At 46.9% G+C, this 11,675-nt stretch carries 11 protein-coding genes and 1 pseudogene; 8 read left to right on the forward strand and 4 right to left on the reverse strand.

Going from position 1 to position 11,675, the window contains the following annotated elements; translation table 11 throughout:
- Positions 1-44 precede the first annotated feature (44 nt).
- Both MHI48_RS10095 and MHI48_RS10100 read right to left on the reverse strand, forming a co-directional pair.
- Positions 45-1,208: an oxalate decarboxylase family bicupin gene (locus tag MHI48_RS10095; protein ID WP_405143842.1), complete on the reverse strand. Its 1,164-nt coding sequence runs from the start codon at positions 1,206-1,208 to the stop codon at positions 45-47.
- Positions 1,209-1,380: 172 nt separating this feature from the next.
- On the reverse strand, positions 1,381-2,001 hold the full coding sequence (locus MHI48_RS10100; protein ID WP_036670058.1) for a GntR family transcriptional regulator: 621 nt from the start codon (positions 1,999-2,001) through the stop codon (positions 1,381-1,383).
- A gap of 200 nt (positions 2,002-2,201) precedes the next feature.
- Here MHI48_RS10100 and garR point away from each other — a divergent pair, with 200 nt between their 5' ends.
- From garR to MHI48_RS10115, 3 genes are all read left to right on the forward strand, one after another.
- Positions 2,202-3,095, forward strand: a complete 894-nt coding sequence (garR, locus tag MHI48_RS10105) for a 2-hydroxy-3-oxopropionate reductase (RefSeq protein WP_036670060.1) — start codon at positions 2,202-2,204, stop codon at positions 3,093-3,095.
- Between the two features lie 58 nt (positions 3,096-3,153).
- Complete coding sequence (locus MHI48_RS10110) at positions 3,154-4,578, forward strand: four-carbon acid sugar kinase family protein (RefSeq protein WP_405143845.1); 1,425 nt, start codon at positions 3,154-3,156, stop codon at positions 4,576-4,578.
- Between the two features lie 92 nt (positions 4,579-4,670).
- On the forward strand, positions 4,671-6,029 hold the full coding sequence (locus tag MHI48_RS10115) for a GntP family permease (protein ID WP_036609749.1): 1,359 nt from the start codon (positions 4,671-4,673) through the stop codon (positions 6,027-6,029).
- 91 nt (positions 6,030-6,120) lie between these two features.
- Here MHI48_RS10115 and MHI48_RS10120 read toward each other — a convergent pair whose 3' ends face one another.
- Complete coding sequence (locus tag MHI48_RS10120; protein WP_405143847.1) at positions 6,121-6,999, reverse strand: SDR family NAD(P)-dependent oxidoreductase; 879 nt, start codon at positions 6,997-6,999, stop codon at positions 6,121-6,123.
- A 168-nt stretch (positions 7,000-7,167) separates the two neighbouring features.
- On the opposite strand from MHI48_RS10120, the gene MHI48_RS10125 reads away from it, so the two are divergent.
- Positions 7,168-7,605, forward strand: coding sequence for a MerR family transcriptional regulator (locus MHI48_RS10125; RefSeq protein ID WP_053061511.1), 438 nt, complete (start codon positions 7,168-7,170; stop codon positions 7,603-7,605).
- Between the two features lie 64 nt (positions 7,606-7,669).
- Here the strand turns inward: MHI48_RS10125 and MHI48_RS10130 are convergent, their stop codons facing one another.
- A complete protein-coding gene (locus MHI48_RS10130; RefSeq protein ID WP_405143850.1) occupies positions 7,670-8,605 on the reverse strand; it encodes an AraC family transcriptional regulator N-terminal domain-containing protein in 936 nt (311 codons plus the stop codon).
- Positions 8,606-8,806: 201 nt separating this feature from the next.
- On the opposite strand from MHI48_RS10130, the pseudogene MHI48_RS10135 reads away from it, so the two are divergent.
- From MHI48_RS10135 to MHI48_RS10150, 4 genes and pseudogenes are all read left to right on the forward strand, one after another.
- Positions 8,807-8,926: pseudogene (locus tag MHI48_RS10135) on the forward strand (Atu4866 domain-containing protein); the annotation flags it as partial.
- A gap of 24 nt (positions 8,927-8,950) precedes the next feature.
- Complete coding sequence (locus MHI48_RS10140; protein WP_405143852.1) at positions 8,951-9,688, forward strand: SDR family oxidoreductase; 738 nt, start codon at positions 8,951-8,953, stop codon at positions 9,686-9,688.
- Positions 9,689-9,747: 59 nt separating this feature from the next.
- A complete protein-coding gene (locus tag MHI48_RS10145) occupies positions 9,748-10,650 on the forward strand; it encodes a LysR family transcriptional regulator (RefSeq protein ID WP_017689438.1) in 903 nt (300 codons plus the stop codon).
- Between the two features lie 160 nt (positions 10,651-10,810).
- Entirely contained in the window at positions 10,811-11,548 is a 738-nt protein-coding gene (locus MHI48_RS10150) for a spermidine synthase (RefSeq protein WP_405143854.1), read from the forward strand.
- The last annotated feature ends 127 nt before the right edge of the window (positions 11,549-11,675 follow it).

The following is an 11,675-nucleotide window of genomic DNA, read 5'->3' on the forward strand; positions in this document are numbered from 1 at the left end:
ACAATTACCCCATTTCAGCTTAAATGATAGATATACATACTAAATTAAACGACAGGCCATTTTACTTTACGCAAGGCATCGAGCAACTCAGGCGGCGCATTCAGATTGTCACGGACCAGATCCCGCGGGGTTAACGCCATCCACTGATTCAGCGATACATCCTCGAATCGATCACTTCGGAATATCTCCAAAAACCATAAAGTGTCTGTGCCGGTATTTTGTATATAGTGTCCCATTGCGACAGGAACATATCCGACATCTCCAGCCCGATAGTCAAATGTGCGAGCAATGCCATTGCCTCCAAAGACAGTCATTCTCCCTTGTCCTGTCAGATAGTATTGCCATTCATCTGCATTGGGATGCCAGTGCAGTTCACGCATGGCGCCAGGTCGGATCTCAACGAGTGCGGCAGCAACGGTAGTTGAGATGGGGAAGTTGGTGGAGTCTACGATCCGCACGCTTCCACCGGGTGTAATGAGTGGTTCCTGGGCCAGCAATCGGTGTTTGAATGTGAGAGGAACGGTACCATATGGCGACTGAACTTCTTGGCTCTCGATGGAACCCGGGACGTTATCTTGGAAAATGTAGACCTGTTCCTTCGGCATTGACTGAAAAGCGGATTCGGGCACGCCGAAATTGACAGACAATACCTCTGGTGGGGTATGGGCAAACCAATCAGATATCGATAACGTATTCAGATCGGAGAAGGACCCGTCATCAAACACAAGCAGAAATTCACAACCATCCTCCAGTCCCTGAATGGAATGGGGTAGACCTTTGGGGAAAAACCAGAGATCGCCAGGCCCGACATCCGCAATAAAATTACGTCCGTTCTGATCTACCGAAGTGATTCTTGCCGTTCCCCAGATCATATAGGCCCACTCGGATTGTTGATGCCAGTGCAATTCCCTTACACCTCCCGGTGTCAGGCTCATGTTCACACCTGCCAGTGTAGTGGCAATAGGGAGATCCCGTACGGTGATTTCACGTGACCAACCCCCATGGTTCAATTGCATATGGGTATCGGAAAAAGACATTCTCAGATTGGGCAATAACCCATTATCGGTTGCCGGAGGTACCAGTATATCGGGGTTTTGTATATCTCTCATGACGTCTCTGGGTCCCAGATCAGGTCCACCAGCGCCATCACTGCGAATGGGTTGCGGGATAATAAATGATTTTTCGTTAGGTTGCTGTCCTTTAGTCATTGAGTGATCCCTCCAGATTCAATAACATGTCACACGTGACATTGTATCGTTATGTTTACACCTATGAATCAGGGCCTGGATAATATGAGGGACAAACGACAAAAAAAGACGTGACCGCATGCGGTCACGTCTTTATACGGATGTGAGAAAGTCGAACAATCCATGAATCCGGTTATCGAATCAAATGAAGGCAGAATTCCAGATCGGATTGCAGATGCTCTTTCATCAGTCGTTCGGCAGTCTGCCCGTCATGTGCCTTGATCGCTTCACAGATCTGATGATGCTCTTCAATGAGGAAGGGGCGCTGATAATACACAACCGTCTGACGGAATAGATAAATGACGGATTGCATTTTGTCGAAGAGATCAATCATCAATGCGTTATTACTCGCGCGCATAATGATTTCGTGAAACTCTTTATTGGCTTCCATAATCTCTTCTTTGCTTCCGGTATGTCCCACTTGAACGCAATGCTCAAGAGCCGCCACTTCCTGGGCGGATAAGAAGGCAGCTGCAGATTGAGCCGCATGTCCCTCTAGTAACTTCCGTAATTCAAACGTATTCCTTAGATCGGTCTCGGTTAGCTTGACGACCCGTTTGTTCACGACTAATCCTTCCTGTTCCAGGCGGCGGATGGATTCACGGATCGGGGTCCGGCTGACATTCAGATCGGTCGCCAGCTTCTCTTCCACAAGTTTGGTTCCCGGAGAAAGGGTGCCTTGCAAAATCATGTCCCGCAGAACTTCATAGGCCTGCTGATAAGCTGGACGGGACTTGTCCGTACTTGGTTGCATTGTATTTCACCTCTCCCTTTACTTTAGCGAAAAAGAAGGCAATAAACAACAAGATTAAAAACCGAATTTTAATTTTCGGATACATAAATAATAAAATTGTATACAAAAATTAAAATGTTGTGTACAATAACGAATGTGAACAGGAATGATAGCGATTACAAGAGGGAAAAGCGAAGAATTTAGGCTGGAGGGATTGCGAGATGAAGAAACGAATTGGATTTATTGGACTCGGTATTATGGGACGTCCTATGTCATTGAACCTGATCCGGGCGGGATATGATGTAAGCGTATACGATATTAATCAAACGGCTGTGATGTCATTGGCTGATGCAGGAGCGCGAGGCGCAGCATCTCCGAAAGAGGTGGCTGAGCATAGTGATGTCATCTTCACGATGCTGCCCAACTCAGAGCATGTCCGCACCGTTATAACGGGCGAACAAGGTGTGCTGGCAGGAGCCAATACGGGAAGTATCATTATCGACATGAGCTCAATCTCGCCGGTCGTTTCCAAAGAGCTGGCTCAGCTTGTATCCAAATCAGGCTTGCATATGTTGGATGCGCCCGTAAGTGGTGGGGAACCCAAAGCTATAGATGGTACACTCGCCATCATGGTGGGTGGCAATGAAATGATTTTCGAATCTGTGAAAGAGGTTCTGCAAGTGGTCGGACAGGATGTAACGCGAGTGGGGGATAATGGTTCAGGTGCAACAGCCAAGCTGGCGAATCAGATTATCGTGAACCTGAATATTGCCGCCATGTCCGAAGCGCTTGTATTTGCAGCCAAGGCTGGCATTGATGTAGAGAAGATGTATCAGGCAATCCGTAGTGGCCTTGCTGGAAGTGCGGTACTGGATGCGAAAGTTCCACTCATTCTGGATCGTAACTTTGTCGCTGGAGGACGGATTGATATTAATCTCAAAGACATGACCAATGTGATGGAAACGGCGCATGATATCGGTGTTCCTTTACCGCTCAGCAGTCAGTTGCTGGAGATCTTCCATGCACTGAAGATTGATGGGAAAGCCGCAGATGACCATGGCGGAATCGTTCAGTATTTTGAGAAACTCGCAGGTGTAGAAGTGAATCGGGTCTAATAAAAAATTAAAAAAAGAAAAAAGAATGTTAATAGATATAGATATGAGGTGGAGAGACATGACCTATCAGACGTTATCGGATATCCCCGCAGCTCTTCGGACGGACAACTCTTCTGAAGGAGTGCGAGGACAGATTAAACAATTGCAGGATGCGAGGGCTCGCAAAATTATCGTGCTGGATGATGACCCAACCGGTGTACAGACGGTTCATGATATTGATGTGTTGACACAGTGGGACAAGCCACTGTTGCAGGAGGCGTTTCGATCCTCTGAATCGTTATTCTATATTCTGACCAATACACGAGGGCTGGATGCAGATTCAGCGGAACGTATTAATCGGGAGATTGCCCGCAATGTGCAAGAGGTTGCAGCAGAGGAAGGAACGAGTTTCACCTTTGTGAGTCGTAGTGACTCCATGCTACGTGGTTATTATCCGCTGGAGACGGATGTGCTAGCCGAAGAAGTGGCGCGTGTCAGCGGACGTGCATATGACGGACAACTGATCATTCCGGCCTTTTTCGAGGCAGGACGGGTTACGATAGGCAACACGCATTATATGGTTGAGGGCGAACAGTTGATTCCAGTTCATGAGACGGAATTTGCCAAGGATAATGTATTTGGGTATGAGCATGGAGATCTGCCATCGTGGGTAGAGGAGAAGACTTCAGGCCGTATTAAGGCTAGTCGCTGCCTCACCATTTCACTGGAGGAAATCCGTCAAGGAGTCGATATAGTCAAAGCGATTTTGCTAAAAGCCGAAAGCAATGTACCGATTATCGTGAATGCGCTCTCTTATGCAGACATGGATGTACTTTCTCTGGCTTTGCTTCAAGCAGAGGATGAGGGGAAAGCTTTTATTTTTCGGACGGCGGCCTCCTTTGTCAAATCGTATGCAGGCATCTCGGATCAGGCATTTCTGCCAAAAGAGCAGCTGATCGCAAGCGGACAGGAACAACATGGCGGAATCGTTGTTGTTGGTTCCTATGTGCAGAAGACGACTCGTCAACTGGAACAACTGCTTACGTTTCCGGGCATCATCAGTCTGGAGATCGATGTGGAGCGTGTATTAACGCCGGATGGATATACGGAAGAAATTCGACGTGTGATTGGTGAAGCGAACAGACAGCTTGCGGAGGGCAACAATGTTGTTGTATACAGCAGCCGTAAGCTCATCACCGTAGAAGGACATGAGGGCAATTTCAAGATCAGTCAGACGGTATCGTCAGCTTTGGTCGAGATTGTGCAATCCCTTGAAGTCGTACCGAAGTTCATTATTGCCAAAGGTGGCATTACATCCAGTGATGTGGCAACAAAAGGTCTGGCCATACGTAAAGCAAGGGTGCTCGGTCAAGTGGCTGCGGGCATTCCGGTATGGTTGACAGGGGAAGAAGCCAAATTCAGTGGTATCCCTTATATCGTGTTTCCAGGGAATGTTGGCGGGGAACGTGCGCTGTTGGAAACGGTAGAGAAGATCGAAGCTTAAGCTTAATACGAAGGCGCGCGGTGTTCAGGTCGTTTGGGCCAGCGTAATACTGCGTGCTGACACAACATAACAACTTGGGGGAGGCTATTCGGATGTATTCCGTATTCGGTCTTAGTCATGATGCAAGTCTGCTGCTCTACGCACTGATATCCATTCTTGGATTGATTCTGTTGATTGCCAAATTTAAAATGAATCCGTTTGTTGCCCTGATCGTGGGCGCTGTCTTTATGGGATTGATCTCGGGTATGCCGTTCACGGATATCGTGAAATCCTATCAGGAAGGTGTTGCAAGCGTTCTCGGATTCATCGCGATTGTTCTGGGACTTGGAACGATGCTCGGGAAACTCATGGCCGAGTCTGGTGGGGCCGAACGAATAGCCCAGACACTCGTTCGTGTCTTCGGTGAGAAGAATGTACACTGGGCGATGATGGTTGTTGCACTGATCTGTGGTATTCCGGTATTTATCCAGGTTGGGATCGTGCTACTCTTCCCGCTGGTATTTGTTATTGCGAAGCATACAGGGACGTCGCTGATCAAAATCGGACTTTCACTTGTCGCGGGTCTTGCCGTGGTACACAGTCTGATTCCGCCTCATCCGGCGGCGATGCTCGCGGTAGGAATCTTCAATGCCGATGTTGGTAAAACAATATTCCTGGCTCTGATTGTATCCCTTCCAGCCGCAGCGATTGCAGGTCCGCTCTATGGAACATGGATTTCCAAGCGGATCAAAGTCGAGACTTCAAGTGAGCTAATGGAACAGTTCACTGAGACCAAAGATCGGGAACTGCCTGGTTTCGGCATCACCCTCTTTACGATCTTGCTTCCGGTGATTCTGATGTTGCTCGCTACGATTGTGGATCTGATTTTACCAGAGACAAACGGATTCCGTCAGGTCGTTGATTTCATCGGTAGTCCGATTATTGCACTGCTGCTCGCTTTGCTCTTTTCCTTTTATTCTTTTGGATATGCACGTGGTTTCAGCAAACAGCAGATATTGAAATATACAAATGATTGCTTGGGCCCAGTTGCTTCCATTATCTTGCTGATCGGTGCAGGAGGCGGATTCAACCGTATCCTGACAGACAGCGGTGTAGGTGACGCGATAGCGGGTTTTGCCCAAAGTGCGCATCTGTCGCCACTCGTGCTGGCCTTTGTTATTGCCGGATTGATTCGTGCGGCGGTAGGTTCAGCTACGGTTGCTATGACAACAGCGGCGGGCATTGTGGCTCCAATCGCTATGACGATGCCGGGGGTAAGTCCGGAGTTGCTGGTGCTCGCAACGGGAGCAGGTTCAATTATTTTGTCCCATGTGAATGATTCGGGATTCTGGATTGTCAAAGAGTATTTGAATCTGTCTGTGCCGCAGACACTTAAGACATGGACGGTCATGGAGACCATTCTCGGATTTGCCGCCTTTGGCATGGTGTTATTGTTGAGTGTCTTTATCTAACAAGGAAAAAAAACCATAAAGCCTATAAACCTAAAAACACGCCGCTATGGCGTGTTTTTAGGTTATGTTTACTGCTCACCATCCATCATGATTAAGATGGGGTGATTGTGGTCTTTCCAGACTGCGTTGTACGAAAACGCTGCTCGTAGATCTCGTTTACCCGCTTTAAAACAGCAGGGCCTTGCTCTGTGAAACGAAGCGCTGCCGATTTATTTTTAACCAGGAACGCACCGGATTCGTGTCTGGCTGGGGATAAGGCCGCATTGTAGAGCAACGAAGCGCCATGGCTTGGATGAGGAAAGAACCATTTCATGATAGGTTTGATATAGAAGGGCAGGCCGGATGTTTTGTTGCCCCTTAGCGTGTTATTTCCACCGGGATCTACGCTTAGTAATTGTATGCCATCCGCACTGGCAGACTTGGCAACCTCGCGTGTCCATAGGGATAAGCCGAGCTTCGAGGTGGCATAAGGACCAAACAGCTTTTTGAATTCGGCTGGACGTTCCAGGATGTTCATATCAAATTGTCTGACCATATTGAACGAGGTGGTGGAAGTATTAATAACTGTTTTCATCTGTCCTTTGAGTAATAGCTCAACTAATTCCATGTAGATGATGTAAGGGACTATCGTCTGAAGTTCAAAATGCAGTTCATGCCCCTGATCAGAGAAACGAAGTTCGGCAGCGCTACCCCCGGCATTGTTAAACAAGACATCAATCGAATCGGTATCGGATTTAATCTGATCCAGTGCAGTTCTCAGACTGTCATAGTTGGTCAGGTTAGCCTGAACCCAACGGAGCTGGCCTGAACGTAAGGCGTTCTGAATATCGGTATCCTCGGATGGGAAAGCAGAACGGTTGAGACCGATTACCTGCCATCTCTCAGCCAGTAACTTGCGTGTCAGTTCAAGACCAATTCCTGACGTTGATCCTGTGATGAGAGCTGTGCCAAGCTGACTTTGTATATTCATATATACCTCCAGAAGAATGGGATTACAGAACGAATCTGTATGCTGCGCTCATTCTATAACTTGGAGTCGACTCCAAGTCAAGGGGTGTTGGGATGGAACGGATCATGCTTGACTTGGAGTCAGCTCCAAGTTGTAATATGGAGAGAAATGAATGTGGAGGAGGCCCATATGATGAGTGAGAATGAAGTGTTCTCCATTAAAGAAACGTCAGAACAGGCCGGATTATCGGAAGATACAATTCGTTATTATGAGAAGATTGGGCTGCTTCCCCGAGCGGAACGCAAGGCCAATCGCCATCGGGTATATCGCTCGGAGGATATCCATACGATGAAGTTGATCACTTGCCTGAAAAAAACAGGAATGTCTCTGGAGGAAATGAAGCCATATTTACAAATGTCCATGGATTCCGATCTCGCAGATTTCCCGGATGAACGGGAGATGCTGGTGAATCACCGGAAGAAAGTTGAAGCACAGATTGCTTCGCTACAGCAGGTGGTTGATTTTATCGACGAGAAGTTGGAGAAACGAAGTATGTATCCTGATGAATGTCCTATTACCGGGGAGAACCAGATGTCTGTTTTTGAAAAACAAAACCTATTCTCTTGATGGCACTGCTGCCTATATGAATCCGAATACCCACGTCATGATGACGCGGGTCTTTTTGTTGTTTCTAGTTTTTAATATCGAGTGTATGACGAAGTCGTTTGATATCGCTTTTGGGAGGGAGACCATACATGCGTGCATACTCCCGGCTGAATTGAGACGGACTTTCATAGCCAACCTGGAACGCAGCGTTGGCGGCATCGGTTGAACCTGCAAGCAACATTCGCCGGGCTTCATGCAATCGAATTTGTTTCTGGAATTGCAAAGGACTCATGGCGGTAATCGCTTTGAAATGATGATGTAGTGAGGAAGAACTCATGTTGATCATGGCAGCAAGTTGCTTAATCCGAAGTGGCTTAGCGTAATCAGATTGGATGACTTCGATCACCTCAGCGATGTGCTGTGCATGACTGTCCTGAATAGCAAACTGCTTGATGGAATGTCCATGTTCATCCTGAATAATACGATATAGAATTTCGCGGATAAACAGAGGGGCAAGGACAGGAATGTCTTCAGGTGTATCCAGCAGCCGAACCAATCGGATCACGGCTTCAAGAAGGGAAGGTTTGGTTGAGCTAACAAACAATCCTCTTTGTGTTGAATGGTCAGGTTTGGGTTGTGCAGAAGGCGTATCCTGAATCAGATCAAAAATCTGCCCTGAATCAAAATCTAATCGAATACATAGATAGGGATGTTCGGTTGTAGCCTGTACAACCTGCCCTGAAATAGGCAAGTTTACGGAAGCCACCAAATATTGTGACAGGTCGTAGGTGTAGCTCTCGCGGCCGAGTATAACTAATTTGGAACCTTGGGCGACAATACAAAGGGAAGGCTGATAAACGGAATATATGGGTTGTGAGATCTCGGAGGCACGGATTAAGGCAAGGGATGGAATTGCTGTTGGATGTATCCCGTCACTTGGGGTGAAATGCTCAATAAGTTGAGCCAATTGTTGCTGCTGCTCCGTGATGCTCGTATCCGTTTCATTTGTTTTGATAAGCATGAATTGCAGTCCCCCTTGTAAACCACGATTACTATTATTTTAAAATGCTCTGGAGGAATAGGCAAGAATACTGCGGGATTTTTCTATCGTACAACGACTGATCCTCTACATAATGGAGATAAGCAACGGAATCTTTTGAAGCAGAGAGGAGTGAGAAACAATGGAGCGCAATTCAATGGGCGACCAACAAGAACCAAAACAACCGTATGTAGGAAACATATAGAATACGTGGATGATACGGGATTTACGGCGGATGGAGACTTCAGGGACGGCGTTTTGTACCATGCAGGCATGATTTTGTATAGAGAAAATGTACAATAACAACCAAATAAGGAGCGATTTAATATGTCCAATGTAAAAGGGAAAGTTGTTGTGATTACCGGTGCAAGTAGTGGAATTGGTGAGTCAACAGCTCGATTGCTTGCACAACATGGAGCACATGTAGTTATTGGAGCTAGACGTATGGAACGTTTGGAGGCATTGGCCTCCTCCATTCGTTTAGAAGGCGGATCCGTGGAGTATCATTCGCTGGATGTTACCAGATTGGAAGAGATGCAAACCATCGTTGACCTCGCTCAAACTCGCTATGGACGTGTCGATGTTATTTTAAATAACGCTGGAGTTATGCCGCTATCTCCCCTTGATTCGTTAAAAGTAGATGAGTGGAATCGCATGATAGATGTTAACATTCGTGGTGTTCTGCATGGCATTGCAGCTGGACTACCCGTCATGAAAAAGCAGGGTTTCGGCCAGTTTATTAATATCGCCTCTATTGGAGCCTATGCCGTGTCACCAACGGCAGCGGTGTATTGTGCAACCAAATACGCGGTCCGCGCCATCTCGGAGGGGTTGCGACAGGAAGTAGGCGGGGACATCCGTGTAACTCTTGTATCGCCGGGCGTGACGGAATCGGAACTCGCGGATACGATTTCTGATGAAGAAGCACGTGATCTCATGAAAGAGTATCGGCGCATATCCATTCCCGCCTCGGCGAGTGCGCAAAGTATCTTGTATGCCATTAGCCAGCCGGCAGAGGTGGACGTAAATGAGATTGTAGTGAGACCGACAGCAAGCATGGCTTAAGTTTGGATCCTCTTTTGGTATATAATAGATTCAATTGATACGAAAAGAGGAATAGTGCAGTGACATTACAACAACTAAAATATGTGATCGAAGTTGCCACGCGCGGTTCCATGAATGAAGCAGCCAAAAGGTTGTTTATCTCGCAACCCAGCCTTTCGAATGCCATTCGGGATCTGGAGCAGGAGTTGCGAATTACTATTTTTGAACGTACCAATAAGGGAATATCTCTGTCTAAAGAAGGCGTTGAGTTTCTGAGTTATGCACGTCAGGTGGTAGAACAAGCTGAATTGCTGGAGAATCGTTATCTGAACGCCAAGCCATCCCCGCAGCACTTCTCTGTATCGACGCAGCATTATGCGTTTGCAGTGAATGCCTTTGTTCGTCTGGTACAGCAGTATGGTCAGGATGAATACGAGTTGGCGCTTCGGGAGACAAAGACCTACGAGATTATTCAGGACGTGAAAAGCCTGCGCAGTGAAATTGGCATCCTGTATTTGAATGAGTTCAATGCCAAGGTGATTAACAAATTGTTAAAAGATGCGGGATTGGTTTTCACGAGTTTGTTCACAGCCAAGCCCCATATCTTTATCAGTGTGAAGAATCCGCTGGCGAAGCAGGAGTCGGTTGCAATCGAGCAACTGCAGGATTATCCGTACTTGTCGTTTGACCAGGGAGAGTACAATTCCTTTCACTTTTCCGAAGAGATCCTAAGTACGTTATCTCACCCCAAAAGCATACAGGTCAATGACCGCGCAACATTGTTTAACCTATTGATTGGTCTGAATGGTTATACGATCTCTACGGGCGTACTTAGCGCTGATCTGAACGGAGACGAGATCATTCCTGTACCGCTGGAATGTGAGGAATCCATTAATGTAGGGTGGATAAGCCACAAGAGCACTTCTCTCTCTAATCTGGGTGTAGCATATGTCCAGGCTCTGCATGAGGCCATAGGGTCTTAGAAGTGTTAAATGATTCATCAAAAGGCCGTTTCCGAATGAGTCGGAACGGTTTTTTTGTTGTACTATGATCTTTCAAGTATAGGGTGGTATGTTGTCATCCCGTGTAATAGAATGAAGGTATATGTCGAATGTGTGCAAGAGATCGAAGGGAGAACGGTTAGTGAGAGTTCTGTATCGGAATAAAAGTGAACAGCATGAGCTGACGGTATATGATACCAAAAAGCTTTATGGAGAGAAGGGCCAGTTTCGTGTATTAGAATTCTCCAATGCAGCTGTGCAGGGAGCCATGGATCTGGATGAGCCTAACCGGATGGTGTTGGAGTATCCGAGAGCGATGGTGCATCTAATGGAACGGAATGATCCTGAGTTTGATACCGTATTTGTGGTGGGACATGGTATTGGCACATTGTCAACCTACTTGTCTGATCGTCAGGTAAAAGTGGCTGAGCTTGACGCAGAGGTCGTGGAGTTGAGCCAGACCTTTTTTGGATATGAGGGAGGCCCTGTGCTCATTGGGGATGGTCGTGAATTATTAGGTCAGGAACCCGCTGCGACATATGATTATATTATTATTGATGCCTTTACGGCAACGGGTACACCCGAGCAGTTTATATCCAGTGATTTTTTTGCCATGGTCAAGGACAAGCTGGACTCGGACGGAGCTGTCATCCTTAATGTGTTCGGGCGTGCGGGCAACGATCGGCTTGTCAATGCGATCTATACGACACTTCAGGCACAGTTTGCCTATACACGTGCATTCGCATTACCTACAGAAACAGCGGATGAAGTTCAAAATCGCATTTTAATGGGTAGTCATCACCCGATCGAATTTCAGGTTCGTCAGATGGCAGGGTTTGTTGAACAAGAGCCAGAAGAAGGATATATCATTGTCGATTAGGGCGATTCTGAACAGTGATTCTTCCAGGGAAAGTAAAATGTCATTAAATCGTCAATCTTACGATGTAATTGTTAAGATTTCTCAGTCTCTTTATTTGATCTTAACAACTTTCGTATAAGATAGAAGG

The sequence above is a fragment of the Paenibacillus sp. FSL H7-0942 genome, assembly GCF_045040715.1.
Classification (GTDB): Bacteria; Bacillota; Bacilli; order Paenibacillales; family Paenibacillaceae; genus Paenibacillus; species Paenibacillus amylolyticus.

Coding starts and splice junctions, on each gene's coding strand:
- garR (WP_036670060.1), top strand. CDS start 2,202: ATGAAGAAACGAATTGGATTTATTGGACTCGGTATTATGGGACGTCCT.
- MHI48_RS10095 (WP_405143842.1), bottom strand. CDS start 1,208: ATGACTAAAGGACAGCAACCTAACGAAAAATCATTTATTATCCCGCAA.
- MHI48_RS10125 (WP_053061511.1), top strand. CDS start 7,168: ATGATGAGTGAGAATGAAGTGTTCTCCATTAAAGAAACGTCAGAACAG.
- MHI48_RS10110 (WP_405143845.1), top strand. CDS start 3,154: ATGACCTATCAGACGTTATCGGATATCCCCGCAGCTCTTCGGACGGAC.
- MHI48_RS10120 (WP_405143847.1), bottom strand. CDS start 6,999: ATGAATATACAAAGTCAGCTTGGCACAGCTCTCATCACAGGATCAACG.
- MHI48_RS10130 (WP_405143850.1), bottom strand. CDS start 8,605: ATGCTTATCAAAACAAATGAAACGGATACGAGCATCACGGAGCAGCAG.
- MHI48_RS10115 (WP_036609749.1), top strand. CDS start 4,671: ATGTATTCCGTATTCGGTCTTAGTCATGATGCAAGTCTGCTGCTCTAC.
- MHI48_RS10100 (WP_036670058.1), bottom strand. CDS start 2,001: ATGCAACCAAGTACGGACAAGTCCCGTCCAGCTTATCAGCAGGCCTAT.
- MHI48_RS10140 (WP_405143852.1), top strand. CDS start 8,951: ATGTCCAATGTAAAAGGGAAAGTTGTTGTGATTACCGGTGCAAGTAGT.